Below are 25,176 nucleotides of genomic sequence, written 5' to 3'. Positions count from 1 at the left end.
TTATTTAGAGTATAATTCAACGATCAACTGTTCTTTAATATTTTCGGGAATTTCCGACCTGTCGGGAACATTAATAAATTTTCCCTGCTTGGTGTTGTCATCCCATTCAAGCCAGGAATACTTCTGAACACTTGAATTACTTAAAGATGTACTAATCACCTCAAGTGATTTAGATTTTTCACGTACACCAACCAACTGGTCGGGGCGCAAAGTATAAGAAGGAATGTTTACAATCTGACCATCTACAGTAATGTGACGGTGCAACACGAGCTGACGGGCAGCTGCACGTGTGGGAGCAATTCCCATTCGGTAAACAACATTGTCAAGTCTGGATTCGAGCAATCCGAGCAAAATTTCACCGGTAATACCTGGTTTGTTGGTTGCTTTCTTAAACAAGTTACGGAACTGCTTTTCCAGCAAGCCATAGGTATATTTGGCTTTCTGCTTTTCTTTCAACTGAACACCATATTCACTGGTCTTACGACGACGTGAATTACCGTGTTGTCCCGGAGGATAATTTTTTCTTTCGAAATATTTATCGGGTCCGTAAATGGATTCCCCAAATTTACGGGCAATTTTGGTTTTAGGACCAATATATCTAGCCATTCTACTAAATTTTTGATTTTAAATTTTTGATTTCAAATGATGAATATGACAGCCGCAAGATTATAGAGAGGAGGTTTATAATATATATAACCCACCTTATTCAAAACTCAAAACCAAAAACTTATGGTTAACAACTAGTTAAACAATTAAACTCTTCTTCTTTTTGGAGGACGACATCCGTTGTGCGGAAGTGGGGTCACATCAACAATCTCGGTAACATCAATGCCACTTCCGTGGATTGCGCGAATAGCCGATTCACGACCATTACCGGGACCTTTAACGTACACTTTAACTTTTCTCAGACCCATATCATGTGCTACTTTAGCACAATCGCTGGCAGCAGTTTGAGCTGCGTAGGGAGTGTTCTTTTTAGAACCACGGAATCCCATTTTACCGGCACTGGACCACGAGATCACCTGACCATTGTTGTTGGTCAGAGAAACGATAATATTGTTAAATGAGGAATGAATATGGGCTTGTCCCACAGCTTCCACTTTAACAACCTTCTTTCTTTGACTTCCCGTCTTTTTTGCCATAATTCACTTAATTATTTCTTCTTGTTAGCAACAGTTTTCTTCTTGCCTTTGCGAGTGCGGGCATTGTTTTTGGTTGACTGACCGTTCACGGGCAAACCAATCCGGTGACGGATACCACGGTAACAACCAATATCCATCAATCGCTTAATATTAAGCTGAACCTGAGATCTGAGTTCTCCTTCAGTAGTGATGTTCGAACTAATAATCTCACGGATTTTGGTCAGTTGTTCATCAGTCCAGTCTTTGACCTTGGTTTCACGGCTTACACCGGCCTGGTCCAGCACTTTTTGGGCGGTACTGCGACCTATTCCAAAGATATAGGTCAGAGATATCTCTCCCCTTTTGTGCGTAGGAATATCAACTCCTGCAATTCTTGCCATATTCGTAAAATTTTATCCTTGACGTTGTTTAAACTTCGGGTTCTTCTTGTTGATCACATATAAGCGACCTTTGCGCCGTACAATTTTACAGTCGGCACTGCGCTTCTTAACAGATGCTCTTACCTTCATGTCTCTATAATTTGTAAAATTATTTGTATCTGTAACTTATTCTTCCTTTCGTAAGGTCATAAGGCGACATTTCCACCTTGACCCGGTCGCCCGGTAAAATCTTGATGTAGTGCATCCTCATCTTACCGGAGATATGGGCTGTTATTACATGCCCGTTTTCCAACTCTACACGAAACATAGCATTGGAAAGTGCTTCGATAATAGTACCGTCTTGTTCTATAGAAGCTTGTTTTGCCATAAAATGTGTATCTTTTTATTTTTCAGACTGCAAATGTAATACTTCTTCGACAAATTTAAAACTGGATAATATATCTGCTTCATTTTTTCCCACTGCAACAGTGTGCTCAAAATGAGCAGAAACCTTTCTGTCACGTGTACGGATTGTCCAGCCATCGGCTTCCTGTACAATGTGACGTTTGCCCAGATTTATCATCGGCTCAATGGCAATAACCATCCCCTCCTTCAACTTCACACCATTACCGCGACGCCCGTAATTAGGGACTTCCGGAGATTCGTGAAGATTTTTGCCAACACCGTGACCAACCATTTCACGTACTACCGAAAAACCATTGTCTTCACAATAAGACTGCACAGCATAACCAATATCTCCTATTCGTTTGCCCTCTACAGCCTGTTCAATTCCTTTGTACAAAGATTCCCGGGTAACTCTTAAAAGTTTTTTTATTTCTTCATCCACTTCACCCACACAGTAGGTATAAGCAGAATCACCATAATACCCGTTTAACAGTGTGCCACAATCCACAGAAACGATATCCCCATTTTCCAATGGTTTGTCGTTGGGTATTCCGTGTACCACCTGGTCATTCACTGATGTACAAAGCGAATTGGGGAAACCCTGGTAATTCAGAAAAGCAGGAACACCTCCATGATCTCTGATAAACTCTTCTGCTATTTTATCCAGTTTCAGGGTCGTTACCCCGGGTTTGATCCATTTGGCAACCTCACCATGGGTTTTGGCAACCAGCATGTTACTTTCCCGAAGTAACTCTATCTCCTCTTTTGTCTTTAAATATATCATTTTGTCAAACAGCCCTTCTTTTAATACATGGCAGCTCCACCACCGGTACGTCCTTTAATCCGTCCGGACTTCATCAATCCATCATAATGTCTCATCAGGAGGTGACTCTCTATCTGCTGAAGGGTATCCAGTACAACTCCAACCAAAATCAACAATGAAGTACCTCCATAAAACTGGGCAAAAGTCTGATCAACTCCTGCCAGCATTGCAAATGCAGGAAGAATAGCTACAATGGCAAGGAATATAGAACCTGGCAACGTAATTTTAGACATTACAGAATCCAGAAACTCCATGGTTTTTTTTCCGGGTTTAACACCAGGAATAAAACCACCATTACGCTTCATATCTTCAGCCATTTGCTGAGGATTAATGGTAATTGCAGTATAGAAATAAGTAAAGATAATAATCAGGAATGCAAAGGTAAAGTTGTACCAAAACCCGGTAAAGTCAGCAAATGTAGCTGCAAATCCGGTTGCAGTTTCACTATCAGCAAAACCGGCAAGCGTAATGGGTACAAACATAATTGCCTGGGCAAAGATGATGGGCATAACGCCGGCAGCATTAACCTTAAGCGGAATATACTGACGAACACCACCGTATTGCTTATTTCCTACAATCCTCTTGGCATACTGAACAGGAACACGACGTGTACCCTGAACCAAAAGAATGGTACCTGCAAATACAAAGAATAGAACTACAAACTCGATCAGTAACATTACCAGACCACCACCTTCTTCAAGACGGGAAACAAATTCCGCAATCAAAGCAAAAGGCAACCGGGCAATGATACCAATCATAATGATCAGTGAAATACCATTGCCAATACCTTTGTCGGTAATCCGTTCACCTAACCACATTACAAACATGGATCCTGCAGTAAGGATAATAGTCGAAGTCACTGTAAATCCCCATCCGGACGCAGCAAAAGCTGAATCGGGCAATTGAGCATGAAGATTGGCGATGTAACCGGGAGCCTGAAACAACAGAATAATAACGGTAAGATAACGTGTAATCTGGTTGATTCTCCTTCGCCCGCTTTCACCTTCACGCTGTAAACGCTGAAAATAAGGAATGGCAATACCAAGTAACTGTACAACAATAGATGCGGAGATATAGGGCATAATTCCCAATGCAAAAATAGAAGCATTGGAGAAAGCTCCTCCCGAAAACATGTTTAACAGTCCCAGTACACCACTGCTGGTTTGGGCCTCAAGATTGGCCAACTGATTTGGATCAATACCCGGAATAACAACGAAAGACCCCAAACGGTAAATAAGCATCAAACCGATTGTTGTCAAAATACGAGACTTGAGGTCTTCAATCTTCCAGATATTTCGGATGGTTTCTATAAACTTCATGAGTGTAATTTTCTATATTAACAAACAAACAATGACCCTCACAAAAGGTGAGGGCCAATGCTGTGTGTCTATAATTCTTCAGCAGTTCCCTGAACAGCTTCAATGGCCTCTTTTGCCGATTTAGAGAATGCATGAGCTTTTACATTGATTTTTGCTTTAAGCTCACCATCTCCGAGAATCTTAACAAGGTCATTTTTGGCGATCAATCCGGCATTGTAAAGTGCCTCGGGAGTAATATCTGCGTTATTGGTCTTGTCAACCAGTTCCTGCAGAGTACGAATATTAATGGATTTGTACTCTTTACGGTTAAAGTTCTTAAAACCGTATTTGGGAACACGTCTCTGCAAAGGCATCTGACCACCTTCAAAACCTACTTTCTTGGAATATCCCGAACGCGACTTAGCTCCTTTGTGTCCACGAGTGGAAGTACCACCCAGACCGGAACCCGGTCCGCGACCAAGACGTCTCCTGTAGTGAGTCGATCCTTTTGCGGGTTTTAAATTATTTAATTCCATGATTTATTTCGATAAAAACGTTAAACCAAAATTATTTCTCAACACTCACAAGGTGTTGTACTTTCTTAACCATACCCAGAATATTTGGAGTATCCTCATGTTCAACGGTACCGTTAAGTTTCTTAAGCCCAAGTGCATCCAGAGTGGCCTTTTGTTGTTTCGTACATCTGATGCGACTTTTAACCTGGGTAACTTTTATTTTAGCCATTTTAAAGGGTTTTATCCGTTAAAAACTTTGTCCAGGGTAACGCCACGTTGCGCAGCAACAGTTTTGGCATCACGCATCTCGCACAGTGCATTAATGGTTGCTTTCACAAGGTTGTGCGGGTTTGCAGAACCTTTTGATTTTGCCAAAACGTCTGTTACACCGGCACTTTCAAGTACGGCACGCATCGCACCACCGGCCACAAGACCGGTACCATGAGAAGCAGGTTTCATAAAAATCTGTGCACCTCCGAATTTGGAGATCTGCTCATGAGGGATGGTACCATTAAGAATAGGTACACGAACCAAATTCTTTTTAGCCGCTTCCACACCTTTTGCAATGGCTGTGGTCACTTCATTGGCCTTACCGAGTCCCCAGCCTACAACTCCATTCTCATCTCCTACGACAACAATGGCAGAAAAGCTGAAGGTACGTCCACCTTTTGTTACTTTCGTAACACGGTTGATTGCAACCAGGCGGTCTTTAAGCTCGATATCATTATTCGTTTTAACTCTTTTGTTGTTTCCAGCCATAATGTTTAGAATTTAAGACCGGCCTCTCTTGCAGCATCGGCCAATTGTTTAACTCTACCATGATACAAATACCCGTTACGGTCGAAAACCACATTTTCGATGCCCGCACTTTTAGCTCTGTCGGCAATCATTTTACCTACCAAAGCTGCCTTTTCAGACTTATTACCTTTTTCTGCAGCGATATCTTTCACCAAAGAAGAGGCAGCTGCCAGGGTATTCCCGCTTTTATCATCGATCAGTTGAACAGAAATCTGCTTATTACTGCGATAAACTGACATACGGGGTTTATCTGCGGTTCCGGAAATATTTTTCCTGACCCGCTTTTTAATTTTCAGTCTTCTATTTTGTTTTGAAAAAGCCATATCAAATAACTTTATTTACTCAGATTAAACCTTTGCGCTCTTACCAGCCTTACGACGAATCTGTTCACCAAGGAAGCGAACACCTTTTCCTTTGTATGGTTCTGGTTTACGCAATGAACGCAATTTAGCACAAACTTGACCCAAAAGCTGCTTATCAGCAGACTCCAGCGTAATCAAAGGATTACTTTTACGGTCAGTTTTAGCCTCTACACTTACCTCTTTCGGCAATTCGATGTGAATCGGGTGAGAATACCCAAGCGAAAGTTCCAGTATCTGGCCGGTATTTTGTGCACGATAACCAACACCAACCAACTCGAGTTGCTGCTTATATCCTTCGGATACACCAACTACCATATTGTTGATCAATGAACGGTACAATCCGTGCATGGCCTTGTGCTTTTTCTCGTCTGAGGGCCTTTTCACTTCAATATTTCCGTCGTTAACTTCTACGATCATATCAGGGTCAATCTTCTGATGAAGTTCTCCTTTGGGACCTTTTACGGTCACAACGCTCTCCTTAACCGTTACGTTAACACCGGAAGGTATGCTGATTGGTACTATTCCTATCCTTGACATAACTAAACCTCCTTTTTAATAAACGTAACACAAAACTTCACCACCCACTTTTTCATTGCGGGCTTCCTTATCGGTCATAACCCCCTTTGAAGTGGATATAATCGCAATACCCAAACCATTCAAAACGCGTGGTACTTCACGGTACCCGGTATATTTTCTTAAACCGGGAGTAGAAACACGCTTCAGTTTTTTAATGGCGGATTCTTTTGACGAGGCATCATACTTAAGGGCAATTTTGATAATTCCCTGTTTACCGTCGTCCATTACTTTGTAGTTGAGGATATAACCTTTGTCAAACAAAATTTTGGTCATCTCCTTCTTAAGATTGGAGGCAGGTACCTCTACAACCTTATGCTTTGCCATAACGGCGTTCCTGACACGTGTCAGGTAATCTGCAATTGGATCTGTCATCTTCTTAAGTTTAAATTGATCCCGCAACCGGGACAATATTTAACACTTACTCTCCTTACCAACTGGCTTTTTTAACTCCGGGGATCAAGCCCGAAGAAGCCAATTCACGAAAAGTAATCCTGCTAACACCAAATTGACGCATATATCCCTTGGGACGACCGGTGAGTTTGCAACGGTTGTGCTGTCTTACGGGAGATGCATTACGAGGAAGCTTTTGCAAGCCCTCGTAATCACCTTCGGCCTTCAGTCTGGCCCTTTTTTCAGCGTATTTGGCAATAAGTTTGTCCCGCTTACGATCGCGGGCTTTCATGGATTCTTTTGCCATATTAACTAGTTCTTTTTAAGGTTTTTAAACGGTAATCCGAACTCACGAAGCAAAGCAAATGCTTCTTCATCGGTTTTTCCTGAGGTCACAAAGGTAATATTCATACCCATAATTTTGTTAACGCTATCAATATTTATTTCAGGAAAAATGATTTGTTCTTCAACACCCAGGGTATAATTCCCTCTGCCATCCAGCTTGCTGTTGATTCCTTTAAAGTCACGAATACGAGGCAAAGCCACGCGAATAAGACGCTCCAGGAATTCATACATATTATCGCGGCGCAAAGTAACACTGGCACCGATGGGCATTTTCTTACGCAATTTAAAATTGGAGATATCCTTCTTGGAATAACGGGGCACTGCCTGTTGTCCGGAAATGGTTGACAACTCTTTAACAGAGATATCAATCAGTTTTTTATCGGCAACAGCATCACCAACACCCTGGTTGATTACAATTTTCTCCAATCTGGGAACCTGCATCACAGTTTTGTAGCCAAACTCTTTCATAAGAGCCTGTACAATCTGTTCCTTGTATTGTTTTTCTAATGTAGGTGTATAGCTCATTACTTGATCTCCTCTCCTGATTTTTTAGAATAACGAACCAACTTCCCCTGGTCGTTCAATTTACGACCAATACGGGTAGCTTTACCTGAGGAGGGATCCTTCAGGTTAAGATTGGAAATATGAATAGGGGCTTCCTTTTTCACGATGCCGCCCTGTGGGTTTTCAGAATTGGGCTTGGTATGTTTACTTACCATATTCACCCCTTCCACAATGGCGCGCTTCTTCTCGGGAAAGACCTCCAGAATTCTTCCTTCCTGTCCTTTGTTGACACCGGCATTTACAATGACGACATCACCTTTTTTGACATGTAATTTTCCCATGATTTTCTAACTCTTTAAAATTTAAAGCACTTCAGGCGCCAATGAAACAATCTTCATGTACCCTTCGCGAAGCTCGCGGGGAATGGGTCCGAAAATACGGGTTCCCCGCATTTCGCCCAAATTATTAATTAGCACACAGGCATTATCATCGAAACGGATATAAGAGCCGTCGGCGCGCCTAACTTCCTTCTTTGTGCGAACAACTACCGCTTTACTAACGGTACCTTTCTTCATTTCGCTTGAAGGCAAGGCACTTTTTACGGTTACCACAATGCGATCGCCCACTGAGGCGTATCTGCGTCCGGTACCTCCCAGTACGCGGATACAGAGAACCTCTCTGGCGCCACTATTGTCGGCAACATTAAGTCTGGATTCTTGCTGTATCATGATTACTTAGCTCTTTCAAGGATTTCAACTAATCTCCAACGTTTGGTTTTGCTCAGGGGGCGTGTTTCCATAATACGAACGGTATCCCCTATATTGCAGGTGTTCTCGGCATCGTGCGCGTGAAACTTCTTTGTCTTCTTCACAAATTTCCCGTAAATGGGGTGCTTCTCACGGATCACGACGGCAACAACGACGGATTTGTCCATCTTGTCGCTCACCACTACACCTGTTCTTTCTTTTCTAAGATTTCTGGTTTCCATCTACTTACGATTTTTCATTAAGTTGCTTCTGACGCAGGATTGTTTTCATGCGTGCGATGTCTTGCCGGGTATGCTTAATCTTCATCGGATTCTCCAGGGGAGAAATGGTATGATTAAGTTTCATACGAACCAGCTCCTGACTAAGCGCATCAATACGCTCCTCAATTTCGTGAGGTGCCATTTCTTTAATTTCTGAACTTTTCATACTTCTTAATCATTTGAAGATTCAACAAAATCCCGACGCACCACAAACTTGGTGGTAACGGGTAGTTTCTGAGCGGCCAAACGCAGGGCTTCTTTGGCTATCTCGAAAGAAACTCCGTCGCATTCAATAAGCATGCGTCCGGGTGTTACAGGGGCTACAAATCCTTCAGGAGAACCTTTACCTTTACCCATCCGAACCTCTGCAGGTTTCTTGGTGATGGGTTTATCGGGAAAGATACGAATCCAGATTTGTCCCTGACGTTGCATATAACGTGTCACTGCGATACGGGCAGCCTCTATCTGGCGGCCGGTAATCCATTTTGTCTGCAGTGATTTAATTCCAAAAGAGCCGAATGCCAGCTCATGCCCGCGTTGGGCATTACCCTTCATTCTTCCCTTTTGTTGCCTTCTGTGTTTTACTTTTTTCGGTTGTAACATCGTTAATGTTTCAATTAAAGTTTAACAGATGATTACTTTCTTCTCTTTTTGAATCCGCCTTTTCCTCCACGGTTTCCACCAGCTTCCTTCTGATTAAAATTAGGAGAAAGATCAGGTTTACCATAGATCTCACCTTTACAAATCCAGACTTTGATACCAATCAAACCTGTTTTTGTCAAGGCTTCGGCTTTGGCGAAGTCAATATCGGCACGGAAAGTATGAAGGGGTGTACGACCTTCTTTATACATTTCGGAACGAGCCATTTCAGCACCGTTCAAACGACCTGATACCTGAATTTTAATTCCTTCAGCTCCCATACGCATGGTAGAAGCAATAGCCATTTTGGTAGCACGACGGTAGGCGATACGGCCTTCCAGCTGACGTGCGATATTATTGGCTACGATCAAGGCATCCATTTCAGGACGTTTTACTTCAAAGATATTGATCTGTACCTCTTTATCAGTAATCTTTTTTAACTCTTCTTTTAGCTTGTCCACCTCTTGTCCGCCTTTACCGATAATAATACCCGGACGGGCAGTATAAACGGTAATGGTAACGAGTTTCAGCGTACGCTCAATGATGATACGTGAAACACTGGCCTTGGCCAGACGAGCGTTGAGGTATTTGCGAAGCTTGGAATCCTCCAACAGCTTATCGCCGTAGTCTTTCCCACCGAACCAGTTGGAATCCCATCCACGGATAATTCCTAACCTGTTACTTATTGGATTTACTTTTTGTCCCATCTAGCTCAATTTAATTTTCTTGATTTTCAACTTTACTGTCAACCTTGATAGTCACGTGGTTCGACCGCTTACGAATACGGTGCGCACGTCCTTGCGGAGCGGGTCTTAACCGTTTAAGGATACGACCTGAATCCACATAAATCTCTTTAACATAGAGATTGGCATCTTCCAGCCGAACGTCCTCGTTCTTTTCTTTCCAGTTGGCGATGGCTGACAACAAAAGTTTCTCAACACGACGGGAGGCCTCCTTGGTGGAAAACTTCAGGACGTCAAGTGCCTTATTGACTTCCATTCCGCGAACCATATCGGCTACAAGCCTCATTTTGCGCGGGGAAGTAGGCACATTCCGAAGCCGGGCAACATATTCCTGCTTCCTGGCTTCTTTTATTTTTTCTGCTCTTATTCTTTTTCTTGCACCCATTTTTTTGTCATTAATTAATTAAAACTGGGGGACGATTAACGTTTCTTGTTCCCACCATGACCTCTGTAGGTACGTGTGGGAGCAAACTCGCCCAATTTATGTCCTACCATATTTTCGGTTACATAAACGGGAATAAATTTATTTCCGTTGTGTACCGCTATGGTATGCCCCACGAACTCAGGGGCAATCATTGATGCACGGGCCCATGTTTTAATGACCGACTTCTTGCCGGATTCATTCATTGCTGCGACTTTCTTATCCAGCTTGTAATGAATATAGGGTCCTTTCTTTAACGATCTGCTCATAATTCAAACAAATTAACCGGTTACTTTTTCCTTCTTTCGAGAATGTACTTGGAAGAGGCTTTTTTCTTGTTACGGGTTTTGTAACCTTTGGCAAGAACGCCATTCCTTGATCTTGGATGTCCGCCGGAAGAGCGGCCTTCACCACCACCCATCGGGTGATCTACCGGGTTCATCACAACACCACGAACACGAGGACGACGACCCAACCAACGGGTACGACCGGCCTTACCTGATTGTTCGAGGGCATGATCGGAGTTACCAACAGCACCAACTGTGGCGCGACAAGTGGTAAGCACCATTCTCGATTCTCCGGAAGGTAATTTCACAACGGCATATTTTCCTTCGCGAGCAGAAAGCTGAGCAAAGGTACCGGCACTACGGGCCAATGCACCTCCCTGACCGGGACGCAGCTCAATGTTGTGCACAATAGTACCCAAAGGAATGTCTCCCAAAGGAATGCTGTTTCCTATTTCAGGTGCAATACCTGAACCGGATTGTACTTTGTGTCCAACCTGCAACCCGTTAGGTGCAAGAATGTACCGTTTTTCACCATCTTCATATACCAGCAATGCGATTCGTGCACTACGATTTGGATCGTACTGAATAGAATCTACAGTTGCGGCAACACCGTCCTTATTTCTTTTGAAATCGATTACCCGGTACTTCCTTTTGTGACCTCCTCCGAGGTAACGCATAGTCATTTTACCACTATGGTTACGTCCTCCGGATTTTTTCAGAGGCCTCAATAAGGACTTCTCTGGTACACCTGAGGTAATCGAGTCAAATGCACCAATAATTTTGTGTCTCTGCCCCGGTGTTGTGGGCTTTAATTTTCTTACTGCCATGTCAATTAAATATTGCTAAAGAAATCAATCTTATCTCCTTCGGCTAGTGTTACAATTGCTTTTTTGAAAGAATTGGTCCGTCCGTTGATGATACCGCCTTTGGTATAACGGGTTTTCAGTTTACCACCATAAACCATAGTGTTTACTTCGGTTACTGAAACGCTATACATTTCCTCAACGGCTTTTTTAATCTCAATTTTGTTGGCACGCTTGTCCACAATAAAGCCGTATCGGTTCAGGGCATCGCCAAGCCAGGTCATTCTTTCTGTTACTATAGGCTTAATTATTACTTCCATGACTTAATTTGTTAAGCGTTAAAAAGTTGGGCGATTTCTTCCACCGAGCTTTCGGCCAGAACCAGCGATTGTGCTTTCATAATACTATAGGTATTAAGTCCGGCAATGGTAGCTACTTCTGATTTGGGAACATTACGTGACGAAAGGTAAACGTTGCGATCGAGATCTTTCACTACAACGAGTGAGCTCTTTCCGTCAACCTTCAGATTCTTACGAATATTCACAAACTCTTTCGTTTTAGGACCTTCCATCTGGAAATCCTCGACCACTACGATGGCATTGCTTTTAGCTTTGTATGCCAGGGCCGATTTACGAGCCAGTTGCTTCAGTTTCTTATTCAGTTTAAAGCGGTAGTCACGCGGTTGCGGGCCGAAAACACGACCACCACCACGGAAAACAGGTGATTTCACACTACCGGCACGAGCAGTACCCGTACCTTTTTGCTTTTTAATTTTTCTAGTACTTCCGGCAATTTCAGCACGTTCTTTCGATTTGTGCGTTCCCTGACGGTTATTGGCCAGATATTGTTTCACGTCCAGATAAATGGCATGATCGTTGGGCTCAATACCGAAAACAGCGTCGGGCAATTGCACTTTTCTGCCGGTTTCCTGTCCTTGTATGTTAACTACGTTCAGTTCCATTACTTTTCAATAATTAGATATGAACCCTTAGGTCCAGGAACAGACCCTTTAACCATCAACAGGTTACTTTCGGGAATTACTTTGATAACTTTCAGGTTTTCAACTTTCACATTGTCACCGCCTGTACGGCCTGCCATTCTCATGCCTTTGAATACCCTTGAAGGATATGAAGAAGCACCCAGAGAACCAGGAGCACGACCACGGTTATGCTGACCATGGGTTTTATCTCCCACACCTGCGAATCCGTGACGTTTTACAACACCCTGAAACCCTTTTCCTTTTGAAACACCGGTAATGTCCACAAATGTGTTCTCATCAAAAAGATCCACTGTAACGACATCACCCAGCTTGAGTTCATTCTCAAATTCTTTCAATTCAACCAGCTTGGCCTTGGGAGAAGTTCCTGCCTTCTTGAAATGTCCTTTCAAGGGGTTGGTAGTACTTTTCTCTCTTTTCTCGTCAAAAGCCAACTGAATGGCTTCATACCCGTCGGTCTCCATTGTTTTGACCTGAGTGACGACGCAAGGACCAGCTTCGATAACAGTGCATGGAACATTTTTCCCCTCGGCACTGAAAACGGAAGTCATTCCGATTTTTTTTCCAATTAATCCTGGCATTGCTTAAAGATTTAAATAATTAGATCACACTTTAATTTCCACTTCCACACCACTGGGAAGTTCCAGCTTCATCAGCGCATCGATGGTTTTAGCAGTAGAACTGTAAATATCGATCAGGCGCTTGTAAGAAGCCAGTTCGTATTGTTCACGTGCTTTCTTGTTAACGAAAGTGGAACGCAGAACTGTAAAAATCCGCTTGTGTGTGGGCAGCGGAATAGGGCCGCTTACCACTGCTCCGGTGGTTTTAACGGTCTTAACGATCTTCTCGGCAGACTTGTCCACCAAATTGTGATCGTATGACTTGAGTTTGATTCTTATTTTTTGATTCATAATGGTTGATGAGAACTGTTTCTATAATAATTCGACTTTACCTTTGGCCTCTTTAACCACTTCCGTAGCAATGCTCTTAGAAACTTCTTCGAAGTGACTAAATTCCATTGAGGAAGTTGCACGACCCGATGAAATGGTACGCAAAGCAGTAACATAACCGAACATTTCGGCCAATGGTACTTTAGCTTTAACCACACGGGCACCGGCTTTAGATTCCATTCCTTCCACCTGTCCGCGACGCTTATTGAAGTCAGAAATAACATCTCCCATATACTCTTCAGGAGTTACCACTTCCACTTTCATAATAGGCTCGAGCAGCACAGGCTTGGCTTTCATACAGGCAGATTTAAATGCCTGGCGACCGGCAATTTCAAACGAAAGCTGGTCAGAGTCCACCGGGTGGAAAGATCCGTCAATCAGTTCAACTTTAAGACTGTCCACGTTAAATCCGGCCAAAACACCATTTTTCATGGCATCTTTAAAACCTTTCTCAACAGAGGGGATAAATTCCTTTGGAATGTTACCACCTTTAACGAGGTCGATAAACTGAAGACCTTCTTTATCGTCATCTGCAGGGCCTACCTTTACAATAACGTCGGCAAACTTACCACGACCACCGGTCTGCTTTTTAAACACCTCACGGTGATCAACAGTTTTGGTAATCGCTTCTTTATAGTTCACCTGAGGACGTCCCTGGTTACATTCAACCTTAAACTCACGTTTCAGACGATCAACGATAATTTCAAGGTGCAACTCACCCATACCGCTGATAACAGTCTGTCCGTTTTCCTCATCAGTTTCAACACGGAAAGTAGGATCCTCCTCGGCCAATTTGGCAAGTCCGGCACCCAGTTTATCCATATCTTTCTGACTCTTAGGCTCAACAGCCACACCAATAACAGGCTCCGGAAATTCCATTGATTCCAAAGCAATAGGATGCTTCTCATCACACAGGGTATCTCCGGTACGGATATCTTTAAAACCTACACCGGCACAAATATCACCTGCTGAGATGGTATCCCTGGGCAACTGCTTATTGGATTTCATCTGATACAAACGTGCAATCCGCTCTTTTTTCTCGGTGCGTGAGTTCCAAACATAGGAACCTGCATCAATTTTTCCGGAGTAAACACGCATAAATGCCAGACGTCCCACAAACGGGTCGGTAGCAATTTTAAATGCAAGAGCGGTAAAAGGAGCATCTTCGTCATGAGGACGAGCCTCTTCTTTACCGGTCCGGGGGTTTACACCTTCAATTTCAGCAACATCGACGGGTGAAGGCAGGAAGCCTACAATCGCATCGATCAAACGCTGAACACCTTTATTTTTGAAAGCCGAACCACAAAGCATGGGAACCACTTTCATATCGATGGTTGCTTTACGCAAAACCTCGATCAGTTGCTCTTTGGTGATGGATTCGGGATCTTCAAAATACCTCTCCATCAGCTCATCGTCATATTCAGCAACAGATTCGATAAGCTTACCGCGCCACTCTTCCACTTCGTCCACCATTTCGGCAGGAACGTCCTGAAGTTCGTAACGGGCACCCAATACGTCGTCATCAAACCAAACAACGGCTTTATTCTCAATCAGGTCAACAACTCCGCGAAAATCCTCTTCAGCACCGATGGGCACCTGAACAGGAACAGGATTAGCGCCAAGTACTTCTTTTACCTGACGAACCACTTCGAAGAAATTGGCACCTGAACGGTCCATTTTATTCACAAAACCCATACGGGGAACACCATACTTGTTGGCTTGTCTCCATACGGTTTCAGACTGGGGCTCAACACCACCAACGGCACAGAAAACAGCAACAGCACCATCGAGAACCCTCAGTGAGCGCTCTACCTCAACAGTAAAGTCAACGTGACCCGGGGTGTCAATGATGTTAATTTTATAGTCTTCGTTGTTGTATTTCCAGTTGGTTGTAATGGCAGCGGAAGTAATGGTAATACCTCTCTCCTGCTCCTGCTCCATCCAGTCCATTGTAGCAGAACCATCGTGCGTCTCACCGATTTTATGCGTCATACCGGTATAAAACAGAATCCGCTCTGTGGCGGTTGTTTTACCGGCATCGATGTGCGCCATGATTCCGATATTTCTGGTATATTTTAAGTCTGCCTTTGCCATATTAAGGTTTCCTTTATTTAGTTAAGTTTAAAATCTGAAGTGAGCGAATGCACGGTTGGCTTCGGCCATTTTATGCATATCCTCTTTTCTTTTGAAGGCTCCGCCTTCCTGGTTATATGCGGCAACAATTTCAGCACCCAGTTTTTCGGCCATTGACTTACCACTGCGCTTACGGGCAAATGCAATCAGGTTTTTCATACTCACAGACAACTTTCTGTCGGCACGAATTTCTGTTGGAACCTGAAAAGTTGCACCACCAACGCGACGGCTTTTTACCTCAACTGCGGGTGTAACATTTTCCAATGCTTTTTTAAACACTTCGAGGGGTGCTTTACCCTCTTTTTCTGCTTTGTCAGCAATACGATCCATCGCATCGTAAAAAATAGCATAAGCCACGGATTTCTTTCCGTCGTACATCATGTTATTTACGAACTGCGTCACCATGGTGTCATTAAACTTCGGATCGGGAAGAATAATCCTCTTCTTTGGTTTACTTTTTCTCATCTCTTCTTTTTGTTTATTAGCTTTATTATTGGCTGTATCCGTGTCTTCAACGGTCTCCCGACCATTTACTCAACCTTTGTTTACAAACCAATAAACAAAGACCAAACAGTGAAACTAAAATTACTTCTTAGGACGCTTAGTCCCGTACTTGGAACGACGCTGGGTACGTCCCTCAACTCCTGAAGCATCGAGTGCTCCGCGAACCAGGTGATAACGAACACCGGGAAGGTCTTTTACCCTTCCACCGCGCACCAAAACAATGGAGTGCTCCTGAAGGTTGTGTCCTTCTCCCGGGATGTAGGCGTTCACCTCTTTACCGTTGGTCAATCTTACCCTGGCCACTTTACGCATGGCTGAGTTCGGTTTCTTTGGTGTAGTGGTATAAACTCTTACACAAACACCACGTCTTTGCGGACATGCATTCAAAGCAGGCGACTTACTTTTCTCCACCTGTTTCTTCCGTCCCTTCTTTACTAACTGATGAATTGTTGGCATATAAACAATTGTTTTAAACTTAAATTACTCTTTTAAAACGGGTTGCAAAGGTAGTCTTTTTACATTAAAAATCTCACTGATTCTCAACATTTTTCACACCGATGCACAAAAAAGCGGTGCAAAAGTACTAATTTTCAATTGAAAATACATAATATAAGCTGAAAAATTCTTGTAAATATTTGGTTAAAAATACTTTTAATAGATTTACAAGACATCAGAAAAAGTTTCTTTAACGGTGATATTAGCTTAATGGAACCCGCATGCAAAAATTAATTCCTATTTTTAACCACCCGGTATCAGGTCTTAATTCAAAATTTCTCCACAACAAAATAAAACCATCATTCTTATGAAAGCACTGTCATTAATTTCATTATTGCTTCTCCTTTACACCCAATGTGCCTTTTCTCAGCTTACCCCTGAAAAGGGAAAAGCACTGGAAGGCATCACCGCCGACGGAATTATGAGTGATATCGAATTCCTCTCCTCTGACCTTCTCGAAGGCCGTGAAGCAGGTAAAAGAGGAGCCGGTATTGCAGCGCTCTACATCGCCTCAAGGTTTAAACAACTGGGCCTGCAGCCCTTCCACTCCAACTCTGAGCCAAATAACACCACGGAACATTACCTCCAAAAAGTACCCCTGATATGGAGCAAAGTTGAAGAAGCAACTCTGGCAGTAAAGAAAGGTGAGCAAAGTTTCCGATTTACTTCCCAAACTGATTTCAGCCCTGCGGCAACAAATTACTCCTTTAACGCAAATGGGAATGTTGTTTTTGCGGGATATGGAATAGAAGAAACGACCAATGGCGGATTTAAAAACAAGATACTTTTAAGGGCAAAGGGATACCCGGGAATGGGAGACACCTTGTCTAATGGACATCAAAAATACAACTCCCTTACCGAACGCGAACTGGCAAACATAAAAAACAATTTTGCCCGTGAAGCAGGAGCCTCTGTCATCCTTGAATTTGATCCTGAAAATCCAACCTTCCATCTGCCAGCAGATAACGACCAGAAAGATTACGCGGAAAAAGAACTTTCAAAACGATCTTCAGGGATATATAAACGCGCAGTTCGCCGAAGCGGAACCGAGCTTGGTAATACTCCTCCCATTTTCAAGGTATCTCACCGTGTCGTAGAAGCGCTGTTTCCCGAATGGCAGAAAGAGTTATCAAAATACACCACCATTGCAAAGAAAAAAAGAAAATTCCCCACCTCGACCTCCGGCATTGAGGTTGCTGTGCAGGTAGAAGAAACTCCTTTTATGTGTAGCAATGTGATTGGAAAAATTGAGGGTAAAAACAAAGACGAAATCATAGTTATCGGAGCACATTATGATCATTTGGGCATATACGATGGCTTTATTTACAACGGTGCAGACGACAATGCTTCCGGTGTTGCAGGGGTTATTGCACTGGCAAAAGCATTTGCAGAATCTGAAACCATTCCCGAAAAGACGTTAATCTTCGCAGCCTGGACTGCAGAAGAAAGAGGTCTTCACGGCTCCACTCACTTCGTTCACACCTTTAAAGATTTGAACAAAATAAAATATTATCACAATTACGATATGATCGGAAGAAGTTCGAATCCGGAAAAACCGGACTCTGCTGTTTCGTTTTTATATACAAAAAGCTGGGAGCAGGCAAAAAACCTTACTGATAAGAACAACACGGAGGCAAACCTCAACTTGAATATAAGGTGGGGAGCAATGGAAGATCCGACCGGAGGAAGTGACAACGCCCCGTTTGCAGAGAAAGTGATTCCCATTATGTGGTTTCACACAGGGGGACATCCCGATTATCACGGGCCGTATGACCATGCCGAAAAAATAGACCAAAATAAGATTGTAAAGATTGTAAAGCTCAGTTTTCTGAATATTTGGGATTTAACTAATAGAATAAACCAATAAAGAACATTCCCTGATAAACAAGACATTTAATCAGAACAATTGTATATTTGCAGCCTGAAATTTGTAAATTCATCAAAACCAACAAAAAATGAAGGCATACGTATTTCCCGGGCAAGGCGCCCAATACGTTGGAATGGGCAAAGATGTTTATGACAACAACCCCATGGCCAAGGAACTTTTTGAAAAAGCGAATGAAATTCTGGGATTCCGTATTACCGACCTCATGTTTGAGGGAACGGATGAGGATCTGAAACAAACCAAAGTAACTCAGCCGGCAATATTTTTGCATTCGGTGATTTTGTCCAAGACCCTGGGTAATGATTTTCAGCCAGAGATGGTTGCAGGCCATTCACTGGGTGAATTTTCTGCACTGGTAGCAGCCGGAGCCCTGTCATTTGAAGACGGTCTCAAACTGGTTTATCAGAGAGCAATGGCCATGCAGAAAGCCTGCGAAATAAAACCTTCTACTATGGCCGCCATTGTAGGATTGGAAGATTCAGTGGTAGAAGAGGTTTGCAATGCAGTGGACGATGTGGTGGTTGCTGCCAACTACAACTGCCCCGGACAATTGGTGATTTCAGGAACCTTTGAAGGAATTGACAAAGCCTGTGAACTGTTGAAGGAAAAAGGTGCCAAACGTGCGTTAAAACTCCCGGTAGGAGGTGCTTTTCATTCACCTCTGATGGAACCTGCCCGTGCAGAGTTGGCCGAAGCCATTGAAAACACAAAATTCGACATCCCGGTATGTCCTGTTTATCAAAATGTAGATGCCAAACCCCAAACAGATCCGGCGACCATAAAAGCCAATCTGGTATCGCAATTAACAGCTCCGGTAAGATGGACGCAAACAGTACAAAATATGTTGGCAGACGGTGCTGATCACTTTACAGAAATCGGACCGGGAAAGGTACTTCAGGGACTTATCAAGAAAGTGGACAGAAGTGCGCAAACCGACGGCATCAGTCAATTGCAATAATTAGAAGTTTCTGTCCATAAAGTACCACTTGCGTCGTTACGCTTGCCGCCAAAATACTCATTTACGATTAGTAAACTCCGTTTTTGGCGGCTTCGCAAGCCTAGCAATTGGCACTTTCTGACCAAAAACAGCTCTAAAAGAAAAATTTGCTTAGTTTATGGACAGGCAATAATTAGTTTGAAAATATCAGAGAACAGCCCGGCGAAACAATCGTCGGGCTGTTTGCTTTGATGATATTTTTGTTTTTTCAAGACAAGCTAACTACAGCGAAAAACTTAACGCAGAAAAAAGGGATGTAAAATAATAATTAGTATTTTGTGATCGCACTACTAGTTCCACATTACGACCGCTTTCTGCGTTTTTCCATCCATCAGAACCGTTAACGGCTTTTCAAACTGAATTACTTTAAAATATTTTGTCTCCTCGACCGGTGTTTGCGCCTTAAGAAAGTCCAGATCCACAAATTCCGCATCTGTGGTTCTCCTGACGGAAAAATAACCAACATTCATGGAGGTGACGTTGTGAAAGAAATGTGATCCCAGCGAAGCGTCGAGAGGAAAATCGGGCAGTCCCATCTCAACAACAACTCTTGCCTGCGAAATTTGCGACCAGTAAACAGGAATTCCTGTTGATGGATCGCGTGTTCCCCAGCGACCGGGACCAATTAAAACATACTCATTCCCCTCTTTCTCCATTTTTCTGTTCAACTCAGCCATCTCAGCAGCCATCTCCCGGGTCTTGATACGATCAAATTTTTCCACGTCCATAAATATCAAATGGCTAATATGTTCGTACCGGCCATTTCCCATCCCTTTTTCAGATTTCAAAACGATGCGTTCTTCCCTAACCTCATCAAAATTCACATCCACATGATTCTCCAACCTGATCAAAGGTTTTATCTGCAACAACCACAAAGTAGGATGTCCATTAGGGGCAGCATCCAGATCCAGGGCAAACTCTATTTCCACCGGAGCCCCCATGGCTTCCCTGAAGTAACGCAACAGCACATCCAATGCATGAGGCAGCGGAACCAAATCATATTTCAGGATATTGGCAAAATTCAACACCCGGGGTCCTCTCAGCGAAAGATCTGTGGTTAACCGGTCATTGTTGATGTCATAAACCATTGCACAATGTTTGAGGTTTCCATCCTCCTCGGCCTCGGAGATATCCAGTTTCCGAACAAAAGCATCCTCGCCTCCGTCCATCAGGGTTGAACTGGTATCCTCAAGATCAACGGCATAAAAATAGTCCTGAGAATCTTTGATCTGGTCACCCAGAGAACTCAGTTCCAGGTTGGGAAACCGGGGACAAAACCGCCAGGCCTTTTCCCCGCCTACCACATATTTCCCAAGTCCAACCCCGATTACAGCAAAACCGTCCTCGGGCTTCATATAAGAAAAGGGATAATAGTTAAATGATTGTGCCACTCCACTCACATGCGGATAAAAACGCTCATGCGCTTTTTGCCCAACCAGCTTCTGAATAATGACTGCCATCTTCTCCTCATCTATCTTATAATGAACTGCATCAAAGTAGTCTCTGGCAGTGGGACTAAAAATGGAGGCATACACCAATTTAACGGCAGAAGCCAGTTGATCAAAACGAACTTCGGGATTGGGATCATTGTTGGGCAAAACGTAGGTCGTGAAAACACCGGCAAACGGCTGCAAAAGGCTGTCTTCAAACAATCCGGAAGACCGCACCGCAAGCGGAGCATCCATATATTCAACGTACTGTCGCAACTTCCGGTCAACCTCGTCACTCAGGCGGGCAGCTATAAAACTTTTTTTGACCTCTTCAAAATCTTTCTCGTCATAGACCGATTTCTGAAAGTTGTTCTTCTCCAGAAACGCAGTAAACTCTCCGGCCCCAATAATGGTTGTTGGAGGAATTTTAATATTCAGTTCGGGAACGATGGCATTAAAATCAATATTCTCAATGAAATTGCTCAAAAAAGCAAGTCCTCGTCCCTTGCCACCAAAAGAGCCATCTCCAATGCGCATCACGAACCGATCCATATGAACCATCGCAGGATCGAACTGTACCACCCGCCCTCTCAACCGCTCCATTCGGGCTTCCTCAAATACATCCAGAATTTTCATTCTCAACTTAGTGGTACTGTCAAAATCCTCGATTCTGTAGGGCCTGAGTCGTTTGGCGATGGAAATTTCACCCCTTGCCATCAGCCAGGTGGAAATCCCGTTTCGTTGAGCATGATAAAGAAGGGATTCGGGAGGAACATCCTGCAGACAGCGAATAAACTCTTTCAAGTTCCGGGCAGTGGCAAGCGTAATGCCCCTTGAATTGGTAAAGACAAAATTGCCAAACCCCAGCTTTTGATGGATAAAATTATAGATATCCATACTCAGAGTATCAGAATTCTTGTCTATAAAATCGGCATCTACTTCCTCAGCTTTTTGAGCATTGGAGGGATCTGACGACTGCAACAAGGCAGGCAGTGTGGTTTTCGACTTGACATACTTTATCAAATCAACCCCCGCATTCCGATCCAACTTGCCGTTGCGGGAATATTTGACATCTGAAATGACACAAATAAGATTGTCCAGATAATGATCCACAATTTCAACTGCCTCCTCATACGAACTGACCAGCAAAACCTTGGGACGGACCCGCATTTTTAGTATTTTATGGGTCTGGTCCGAAGTCTCCTCTGTAAGGATATTTTGCGTCTGCGTCATTATGATGGAGTACAACAATGGAAGATATCGGGTGTAATAACGCTGCGAATCCTCTACCAGCAATATAATCCGCACGTCCCCCACTGCCACATCATTGGCCACATTCTTTTTATCCTCCACATACTTAATCATGGCCAGAAAGACTCTGGAATCCCCGTTCCAGACAAAAACCTTATCGATACTCCCTCCGGGAGCTGACGGCTCATCAAAATATTTCAGATCTTCATTATTGTTGACCATCAACAAGATAGGCAACTCCCTGTTTTCTTTTCGGATTTCCTGACTTAAAGAAACAGGCATTTGCTTATCCAGGCCTGCCATCAGAATAACCATGTCAAAACGGCGTTCGGATATGAGCGAAAGAGCTTCATCATATGTCGCCACGCTTGTAATACGGGGGGCAGAAAAAAGGTTAAGCTGAAGATACTCTCCAAAAATTTTATCAAAGAATCGGCCCTCACGAACAATGGAGTAAGAATCGTAATGTGTGGCAACAAGCAACACCTCGGTTACCTTAAACGCCATCAACTCCTGAAAGATATCCTGATCCGATTTTTTTCTTTTGAATATTTTTGAAAGCTCAACGTAATGATTTTCATTGCCCATGGTTCATCCTACTTTTTAATAAAACACCAAAACAAGGTATAGGATTTTGAGAACAAAACAAAGAGGGCAATCTCCATTAAAGACAAAAAAATCCTGCCTAAGACAGGATTTTCTTATAAAACACCGGGGTGGGGTTAAAATAATTTTCCGGACAACCTTTATTTACTTAATACTTTACTATTTTAAAATGGCATTAAGAACAGAGTTTCTAAGTTCTGGAACATCGTCGCCCGAAACCCCGAAAAGATTATTACCTTTCCAATACAAATAAATAGTACCGTTAAAAGGATCCTCAACCACAAAATCACCCTCTGCCAGGCTGGGAACTTCCATCTGAGCAAAGTTAAAATAGTTGCGAAGGATCTTTTCTATCTTCTCTTTTTCATCCCTTTCCATTATAAACAATGTTATCTTTCCCTCCTCATTCTCATAATCAGCCCGGAAAGCGCTTCCCAGAAACTCCAGCCCCATAAATGTGTTGGGAATAAACTGCCGTGAGTTGGGAACCTGGTTTTGGGGTGGAAATAGGTCAATCACAGCAGGAAGATCTGTATGCTCAGCTAAATCGGGAACAAGTTTATTGGCCGTCTTGAGCAGCACACTGCTACCCGCTCCTGGCTCCCGGTATGAATTCATTTTCACATAATAACGATCCACTACAAAATTAAGAATAGCGTCTTCATAATACCCCTGAGCACCGATTTTCCGCACATCTGCTTCCGGTGGACGCTCCATGCTGTATATGCCAAAGGCATGATTAGAATCACCATGATCATACACTTCAAGCGTTAATTCAGCATCCCCTTTTTTATAGCGAACAACCCAGACTTTCTGGAAGTTGTAGCTAAAATAGAACTCAGAGGCTCCATTGATATGATTAAATAAATTGCTCTGATCGAAAACCTCAACCTCTCCTTCCTGTTGCCACCCTTCTATTTGAGGAGGTGTAAAAGAAATGGCATTCACCGAAGCAGACAGCATCAATGCAAAAGAATACAACAAAAGTTTCATCAGTAAATAATTTATCTAAGGTATTGGTCTGATGGAACTCGCATGGTTGATTGTTTACATTCTCTTTTGAGGCAACCGTTGCCATGCTCGTTTCATTCGTTTAAAATTTTGTAATTATGTGATAAAGAACTAATTAAAAATTTGAGAACGAATGGAACCGCTTCGCTCTCGCATAATATTTTTTAAACATGTTCTCTTGTGATATTTATGCTTAAAAGATATCATGCTCGTTTCATTGGTATAGCAATTAAAAAATGAACAATAACTCAGCAGGTCAAATATTCCTTTATACAAGAAACTCCCCGGGAACATTTCTGATTCTGGCGATATTTGTAATCTTAGCTTTTACATCAAAACCCGCTTTACAATGTACGGTGCATTCCACACACCCAGAACAGGGATCGTCAGAAATATTCAGAGAAAGCACCGTTTCACGAGCCTTTGCAGGATATGCATAAGCATAATTATACATATAAGAACGCATCAGATCGGACACCGGCAAGTTTCGAGGACACTGACCTACGCATGAATTACATCCAGAACAAAACATTCCCTGTTCATTTCGGGCAAGTTCCAAGTCACTTTCTTCTGAGGGAGAAAGCGTTACATCCGAAGCAACAGACCAGTTTTCCATCAGCATTTCAAAAGACACAATTCCGGGGATACAAGTGTGAACGTAAGGTTTGGAAAGGGCAAACTTCAATGCAGCCTTACAGTTTACCGGTTTGGTTTTTTCTTCATCAAGCCATCCTCCGGCCATATTCTTCATGCCCACAATTCCAATGCCGGCTTCATGGGCCTTTTTGAGAGCTGCGTTCAATTCATTATCCCCGGCATACCTGAAGTTGTAGGTGGTCAGAATTACCTCATAAAAGCCTTTATCAACAGCCGCATTAATCAGGTTTGCCATATTTCGGTGGGTGGAAAATCCAACATGCTTAACTTTACCCGACTCCTTAGCTTTTTTCAATGCTTCAATAAATGCAGGTGAGTGAAGATACGCTTCATCATCAACTGCATGCAAATAAAGAATATCCACATAGTCCATCCGCAACCTTTCCAGACTGAGGTCAACCATTTTCAGGAAATCGTCACTGGAGGCATCTCTTTCCGGCTTGACTTTGGTTGCAATAACAAAAGAATCACGAGGCTTATCCTGAAAGAAAGCCCCGCACATCTCTTCATTTCGTCCTTCCTGATAGCCGTGAGCAGTATCAAAATGCTTAAATCCAAGATTGAAAGCGGCTTTAAGAATATTTGGATTATCAGCCCGCATGACCCCGAAACTAACTACAGGAAGTTTTATCCCCGTATTGCCAAGTTGTCGATAAATGACGGCATCCTTCTCCGAATTCACGCGGGAAATATCAGCAGGCATCTTCCCGGAAGTAGAAATAAATCCGGCCGTTGCAGCGGCACCCAGTTTAAGAAAGTTCCGCCGGTTAAAAGAAGATTTGTCCATACGATCAGAATTTAGAGGAAATCATTAAGCGATACA

Annotated in this window: 36 protein-coding genes; 2 read left to right on the top strand and 34 right to left on the bottom strand. The window is 43.1% G+C overall.

The features are described from left to right. The 31 genes from rpsD to rpsL form a co-directional block, all read right to left on the bottom strand. Entirely contained in the window at positions 1-606 is a 606-nt protein-coding gene (gene rpsD / locus BY457_RS01225) for a 30S ribosomal protein S4 (RefSeq protein ID WP_106151511.1), read from the bottom strand. A gap of 146 nt (positions 607-752) precedes the next feature. Next, positions 753-1,142: a 30S ribosomal protein S11 gene (rpsK, locus tag BY457_RS01220; RefSeq protein WP_106151510.1), complete on the bottom strand. Its 390-nt coding sequence runs from the start codon at positions 1,140-1,142 to the stop codon at positions 753-755. An 11-nt stretch (positions 1,143-1,153) separates the two neighbouring features. After that, complete coding sequence (rpsM, locus tag BY457_RS01215; protein WP_106151509.1) at positions 1,154-1,522, bottom strand: 30S ribosomal protein S13; 369 nt, start codon at positions 1,520-1,522, stop codon at positions 1,154-1,156. A gap of 12 nt (positions 1,523-1,534) precedes the next feature. Then, the gene (ykgO, locus tag BY457_RS01210) at positions 1,535-1,651 is read right to left on the bottom strand and encodes a type B 50S ribosomal protein L36 (RefSeq protein ID WP_009779203.1); all 117 of its coding nucleotides are present in this window, start codon (positions 1,649-1,651) and stop codon (positions 1,535-1,537) included. Between the two features lie 19 nt (positions 1,652-1,670). Then, positions 1,671-1,889, bottom strand: a complete 219-nt coding sequence (gene infA / locus BY457_RS01205; RefSeq protein ID WP_010663197.1) for a translation initiation factor IF-1 — start codon at positions 1,887-1,889, stop codon at positions 1,671-1,673. A gap of 15 nt (positions 1,890-1,904) precedes the next feature. Next, positions 1,905-2,690 (bottom strand): type I methionyl aminopeptidase, encoded by a 786-nt coding sequence (gene map / locus BY457_RS01200; RefSeq protein WP_106151508.1) that lies wholly within the window; start codon positions 2,688-2,690, stop codon positions 1,905-1,907. Positions 2,691-2,710: 20 nt separating this feature from the next. Continuing rightward, on the bottom strand, positions 2,711-4,048 hold the full coding sequence (secY, locus tag BY457_RS01195) for a preprotein translocase subunit SecY (protein WP_106151507.1): 1,338 nt from the start codon (positions 4,046-4,048) through the stop codon (positions 2,711-2,713). Positions 4,049-4,116: 68 nt separating this feature from the next. After that, on the bottom strand, positions 4,117-4,563 hold the full coding sequence (gene rplO, locus BY457_RS01190; protein WP_106151506.1) for a 50S ribosomal protein L15: 447 nt from the start codon (positions 4,561-4,563) through the stop codon (positions 4,117-4,119). 31 nt (positions 4,564-4,594) lie between these two features. Beyond that, entirely contained in the window at positions 4,595-4,771 is a 177-nt protein-coding gene (gene rpmD / locus BY457_RS01185; protein WP_010663201.1) for a 50S ribosomal protein L30, read from the bottom strand. An 11-nt stretch (positions 4,772-4,782) separates the two neighbouring features. Next, entirely contained in the window at positions 4,783-5,301 is a 519-nt protein-coding gene (gene rpsE, locus BY457_RS01180) for a 30S ribosomal protein S5 (protein WP_106151505.1), read from the bottom strand. Positions 5,302-5,306: 5 nt separating this feature from the next. Continuing rightward, complete coding sequence (gene rplR, locus BY457_RS01175; RefSeq protein WP_106151504.1) at positions 5,307-5,663, bottom strand: 50S ribosomal protein L18; 357 nt, start codon at positions 5,661-5,663, stop codon at positions 5,307-5,309. A 24-nt stretch (positions 5,664-5,687) separates the two neighbouring features. Next, the gene (rplF, locus tag BY457_RS01170) at positions 5,688-6,239 is read right to left on the bottom strand and encodes a 50S ribosomal protein L6 (RefSeq protein ID WP_106151503.1); all 552 of its coding nucleotides are present in this window, start codon (positions 6,237-6,239) and stop codon (positions 5,688-5,690) included. Between the two features lie 15 nt (positions 6,240-6,254). Next, positions 6,255-6,650: a 30S ribosomal protein S8 gene (gene rpsH / locus BY457_RS01165; protein WP_106151502.1), complete on the bottom strand. Its 396-nt coding sequence runs from the start codon at positions 6,648-6,650 to the stop codon at positions 6,255-6,257. Between the two features lie 55 nt (positions 6,651-6,705). After that, entirely contained in the window at positions 6,706-6,975 is a 270-nt protein-coding gene (gene rpsN, locus BY457_RS01160; protein WP_010663206.1) for a 30S ribosomal protein S14, read from the bottom strand. A gap of 5 nt (positions 6,976-6,980) precedes the next feature. Then, positions 6,981-7,538, bottom strand: a complete 558-nt coding sequence (gene rplE / locus BY457_RS01155; protein WP_106151501.1) for a 50S ribosomal protein L5 — start codon at positions 7,536-7,538, stop codon at positions 6,981-6,983. Then, positions 7,538-7,858: a 50S ribosomal protein L24 gene (rplX, locus tag BY457_RS01150; protein WP_010663208.1), complete on the bottom strand. Its 321-nt coding sequence runs from the start codon at positions 7,856-7,858 to the stop codon at positions 7,538-7,540. Before rplX ends, rplE begins: the two co-directional genes overlap by 1 nt. Positions 7,859-7,879: 21 nt before the next feature. After that, positions 7,880-8,245 carry a 50S ribosomal protein L14 gene (rplN, locus tag BY457_RS01145; protein WP_010663209.1) on the bottom strand — a complete coding sequence of 122 codons (366 nt, stop codon included), beginning with the start codon at positions 8,243-8,245 and terminating at the stop codon, positions 7,880-7,882. 2 nt (positions 8,246-8,247) lie between these two features. Beyond that, on the bottom strand, positions 8,248-8,505 hold the full coding sequence (rpsQ, locus tag BY457_RS01140; RefSeq protein ID WP_106151500.1) for a 30S ribosomal protein S17: 258 nt from the start codon (positions 8,503-8,505) through the stop codon (positions 8,248-8,250). 4 nt (positions 8,506-8,509) lie between these two features. After that, a complete protein-coding gene (gene rpmC / locus BY457_RS01135) occupies positions 8,510-8,710 on the bottom strand; it encodes a 50S ribosomal protein L29 (RefSeq protein ID WP_106151499.1) in 201 nt (66 codons plus the stop codon). Between the two features lie 5 nt (positions 8,711-8,715). Then, positions 8,716-9,147, bottom strand: coding sequence for a 50S ribosomal protein L16 (rplP, locus tag BY457_RS01130; RefSeq protein ID WP_010663212.1), 432 nt, complete (start codon positions 9,145-9,147; stop codon positions 8,716-8,718). A 32-nt stretch (positions 9,148-9,179) separates the two neighbouring features. After that, complete coding sequence (rpsC, locus tag BY457_RS01125) at positions 9,180-9,890, bottom strand: 30S ribosomal protein S3 (RefSeq protein WP_010663213.1); 711 nt, start codon at positions 9,888-9,890, stop codon at positions 9,180-9,182. Between the two features lie 10 nt (positions 9,891-9,900). After that, on the bottom strand, positions 9,901-10,311 hold the full coding sequence (gene rplV, locus BY457_RS01120) for a 50S ribosomal protein L22 (protein ID WP_106151498.1): 411 nt from the start codon (positions 10,309-10,311) through the stop codon (positions 9,901-9,903). A 35-nt stretch (positions 10,312-10,346) separates the two neighbouring features. Further along, positions 10,347-10,616, bottom strand: coding sequence for a 30S ribosomal protein S19 (gene rpsS, locus BY457_RS01115; protein ID WP_106151497.1), 270 nt, complete (start codon positions 10,614-10,616; stop codon positions 10,347-10,349). Between the two features lie 20 nt (positions 10,617-10,636). After that, the gene (rplB, locus tag BY457_RS01110; protein WP_106151496.1) at positions 10,637-11,461 is read right to left on the bottom strand and encodes a 50S ribosomal protein L2; all 825 of its coding nucleotides are present in this window, start codon (positions 11,459-11,461) and stop codon (positions 10,637-10,639) included. Between the two features lie 5 nt (positions 11,462-11,466). Then, complete coding sequence (gene rplW / locus BY457_RS01105) at positions 11,467-11,757, bottom strand: 50S ribosomal protein L23 (RefSeq protein ID WP_106151495.1); 291 nt, start codon at positions 11,755-11,757, stop codon at positions 11,467-11,469. 11 nt (positions 11,758-11,768) lie between these two features. Continuing rightward, the gene (rplD, locus tag BY457_RS01100) at positions 11,769-12,398 is read right to left on the bottom strand and encodes a 50S ribosomal protein L4 (protein ID WP_106151494.1); all 630 of its coding nucleotides are present in this window, start codon (positions 12,396-12,398) and stop codon (positions 11,769-11,771) included. Continuing rightward, the gene (rplC, locus tag BY457_RS01095; protein WP_106151493.1) at positions 12,398-13,015 is read right to left on the bottom strand and encodes a 50S ribosomal protein L3; all 618 of its coding nucleotides are present in this window, start codon (positions 13,013-13,015) and stop codon (positions 12,398-12,400) included. Before rplC ends, rplD begins: the two co-directional genes overlap by 1 nt. A gap of 24 nt (positions 13,016-13,039) precedes the next feature. Further along, on the bottom strand, positions 13,040-13,345 hold the full coding sequence (gene rpsJ, locus BY457_RS01090) for a 30S ribosomal protein S10 (RefSeq protein WP_010663220.1): 306 nt from the start codon (positions 13,343-13,345) through the stop codon (positions 13,040-13,042). A gap of 21 nt (positions 13,346-13,366) precedes the next feature. Then, entirely contained in the window at positions 13,367-15,478 is a 2,112-nt protein-coding gene (gene fusA / locus BY457_RS01085; protein ID WP_106151492.1) for an elongation factor G, read from the bottom strand. A 27-nt stretch (positions 15,479-15,505) separates the two neighbouring features. Next, a complete protein-coding gene (rpsG, locus tag BY457_RS01080) occupies positions 15,506-15,982 on the bottom strand; it encodes a 30S ribosomal protein S7 (protein WP_106151491.1) in 477 nt (158 codons plus the stop codon). A gap of 120 nt (positions 15,983-16,102) precedes the next feature. Next, a complete protein-coding gene (gene rpsL / locus BY457_RS01075; RefSeq protein WP_010663223.1) occupies positions 16,103-16,477 on the bottom strand; it encodes a 30S ribosomal protein S12 in 375 nt (124 codons plus the stop codon). Between the two features lie 346 nt (positions 16,478-16,823). On the opposite strand from rpsL, the gene BY457_RS01070 reads away from it, so the two are divergent. Both BY457_RS01070 and fabD read left to right on the top strand, forming a co-directional pair. Next, positions 16,824-18,383 carry a M28 family metallopeptidase gene (locus BY457_RS01070; RefSeq protein WP_106151490.1) on the top strand — a complete coding sequence of 520 codons (1,560 nt, stop codon included), beginning with the start codon at positions 16,824-16,826 and terminating at the stop codon, positions 18,381-18,383. A gap of 88 nt (positions 18,384-18,471) precedes the next feature. Further along, complete coding sequence (gene fabD, locus BY457_RS01065; protein WP_106151489.1) at positions 18,472-19,359, top strand: ACP S-malonyltransferase; 888 nt, start codon at positions 18,472-18,474, stop codon at positions 19,357-19,359. Positions 19,360-19,688: 329 nt separating this feature from the next. Here fabD and BY457_RS01060 read toward each other — a convergent pair whose 3' ends face one another. From BY457_RS01060 to BY457_RS01045, 3 genes are all read right to left on the bottom strand, one after another. Next, complete coding sequence (locus BY457_RS01060) at positions 19,689-22,667, bottom strand: PEP/pyruvate-binding domain-containing protein (protein ID WP_106151488.1); 2,979 nt, start codon at positions 22,665-22,667, stop codon at positions 19,689-19,691. A gap of 177 nt (positions 22,668-22,844) precedes the next feature. Then, complete coding sequence (locus BY457_RS01055; RefSeq protein WP_106151487.1) at positions 22,845-23,678, bottom strand: DUF6599 family protein; 834 nt, start codon at positions 23,676-23,678, stop codon at positions 22,845-22,847. Positions 23,679-23,964: 286 nt separating this feature from the next. Next, a complete protein-coding gene (locus tag BY457_RS01045; RefSeq protein ID WP_106151486.1) occupies positions 23,965-25,140 on the bottom strand; it encodes an aldo/keto reductase in 1,176 nt (391 codons plus the stop codon). Positions 25,141-25,176 lie beyond the last annotated feature (36 nt).

This window comes from Marinilabilia salmonicolor, assembly GCF_003003035.1.
In the GTDB taxonomy this organism is placed as follows: Bacteria; Bacteroidota; Bacteroidia; order Bacteroidales; family Marinilabiliaceae; genus Marinilabilia; species Marinilabilia salmonicolor_A.
The sequence above is the reverse complement of the archived record's forward strand: the minus strand, read 5'-3'. Positions and strand labels throughout refer to the sequence as shown.

Coding starts and splice junctions, on each gene's coding strand:
- rpsG (WP_106151491.1), bottom strand. CDS start 15,982: ATGAGAAAAAGTAAACCAAAGAAGAGGATTATTCTTCCCGATCCGAAG.
- rplO (WP_106151506.1), bottom strand. CDS start 4,563: ATGGAATTAAATAATTTAAAACCCGCAAAAGGATCGACTCACTACAGG.
- rpsK (WP_106151510.1), bottom strand. CDS start 1,142: ATGGCAAAAAAGACGGGAAGTCAAAGAAAGAAGGTTGTTAAAGTGGAA.
- fabD (WP_106151489.1), top strand. CDS start 18,472: ATGAAGGCATACGTATTTCCCGGGCAAGGCGCCCAATACGTTGGAATG.
- rpsH (WP_106151502.1), bottom strand. CDS start 6,650: ATGACAGATCCAATTGCAGATTACCTGACACGTGTCAGGAACGCCGTT.
- BY457_RS01070 (WP_106151490.1), top strand. CDS start 16,824: ATGAAAGCACTGTCATTAATTTCATTATTGCTTCTCCTTTACACCCAA.
- fusA (WP_106151492.1), bottom strand. CDS start 15,478: ATGGCAAAGGCAGACTTAAAATATACCAGAAATATCGGAATCATGGCG.
- rplR (WP_106151504.1), bottom strand. CDS start 5,663: ATGGCTTTTTCAAAACAAAATAGAAGACTGAAAATTAAAAAGCGGGTC.
- rpsC (WP_010663213.1), bottom strand. CDS start 9,890: ATGGGACAAAAAGTAAATCCAATAAGTAACAGGTTAGGAATTATCCGT.
- BY457_RS01055 (WP_106151487.1), bottom strand. CDS start 23,678: ATGAAACTTTTGTTGTATTCTTTTGCATTGATGCTGTCTGCTTCGGTG.
- rplD (WP_106151494.1), bottom strand. CDS start 12,398: ATGGAACTGAACGTAGTTAACATACAAGGACAGGAAACCGGCAGAAAA.
- rplV (WP_106151498.1), bottom strand. CDS start 10,311: ATGGGTGCAAGAAAAAGAATAAGAGCAGAAAAAATAAAAGAAGCCAGG.
- rpmD (WP_010663201.1), bottom strand. CDS start 4,771: ATGGCTAAAATAAAAGTTACCCAGGTTAAAAGTCGCATCAGATGTACG.
- rpsJ (WP_010663220.1), bottom strand. CDS start 13,345: ATGAATCAAAAAATAAGAATCAAACTCAAGTCATACGATCACAATTTG.
- rplN (WP_010663209.1), bottom strand. CDS start 8,245: ATGATACAGCAAGAATCCAGACTTAATGTTGCCGACAATAGTGGCGCC.
- rpsL (WP_010663223.1), bottom strand. CDS start 16,477: ATGCCAACAATTCATCAGTTAGTAAAGAAGGGACGGAAGAAACAGGTG.
- rpmC (WP_106151499.1), bottom strand. CDS start 8,710: ATGAAAAGTTCAGAAATTAAAGAAATGGCACCTCACGAAATTGAGGAG.
- secY (WP_106151507.1), bottom strand. CDS start 4,048: ATGAAGTTTATAGAAACCATCCGAAATATCTGGAAGATTGAAGACCTC.
- rpsE (WP_106151505.1), bottom strand. CDS start 5,301: ATGGCTGGAAACAACAAAAGAGTTAAAACGAATAATGATATCGAGCTT.
- ykgO (WP_009779203.1), bottom strand. CDS start 1,651: ATGAAGGTAAGAGCATCTGTTAAGAAGCGCAGTGCCGACTGTAAAATT.
- rpsN (WP_010663206.1), bottom strand. CDS start 6,975: ATGGCAAAAGAATCCATGAAAGCCCGCGATCGTAAGCGGGACAAACTT.
- map (WP_106151508.1), bottom strand. CDS start 2,690: ATGATATATTTAAAGACAAAAGAGGAGATAGAGTTACTTCGGGAAAGT.
- rpsD (WP_106151511.1), bottom strand. CDS start 606: ATGGCTAGATATATTGGTCCTAAAACCAAAATTGCCCGTAAATTTGGG.
- rplC (WP_106151493.1), bottom strand. CDS start 13,015: ATGCCAGGATTAATTGGAAAAAAAATCGGAATGACTTCCGTTTTCAGT.
- rplX (WP_010663208.1), bottom strand. CDS start 7,858: ATGGGAAAATTACATGTCAAAAAAGGTGATGTCGTCATTGTAAATGCC.
- rpsQ (WP_106151500.1), bottom strand. CDS start 8,505: ATGGAAACCAGAAATCTTAGAAAAGAAAGAACAGGTGTAGTGGTGAGC.
- rplP (WP_010663212.1), bottom strand. CDS start 9,147: ATGTTACAACCGAAAAAAGTAAAACACAGAAGGCAACAAAAGGGAAGA.
- rplB (WP_106151496.1), bottom strand. CDS start 11,461: ATGGCAGTAAGAAAATTAAAGCCCACAACACCGGGGCAGAGACACAAA.
- infA (WP_010663197.1), bottom strand. CDS start 1,889: ATGGCAAAACAAGCTTCTATAGAACAAGACGGTACTATTATCGAAGCA.
- rpsM (WP_106151509.1), bottom strand. CDS start 1,522: ATGGCAAGAATTGCAGGAGTTGATATTCCTACGCACAAAAGGGGAGAG.
- rplE (WP_106151501.1), bottom strand. CDS start 7,538: ATGAGCTATACACCTACATTAGAAAAACAATACAAGGAACAGATTGTA.
- BY457_RS01045 (WP_106151486.1), bottom strand. CDS start 25,140: ATGGACAAATCTTCTTTTAACCGGCGGAACTTTCTTAAACTGGGTGCC.
- rpsS (WP_106151497.1), bottom strand. CDS start 10,616: ATGAGCAGATCGTTAAAGAAAGGACCCTATATTCATTACAAGCTGGAT.
- rplF (WP_106151503.1), bottom strand. CDS start 6,239: ATGTCAAGGATAGGAATAGTACCAATCAGCATACCTTCCGGTGTTAAC.
- rplW (WP_106151495.1), bottom strand. CDS start 11,757: ATGGAAGTAATAATTAAGCCTATAGTAACAGAAAGAATGACCTGGCTT.
- BY457_RS01060 (WP_106151488.1), bottom strand. CDS start 22,667: ATGGGCAATGAAAATCATTACGTTGAGCTTTCAAAAATATTCAAAAGA.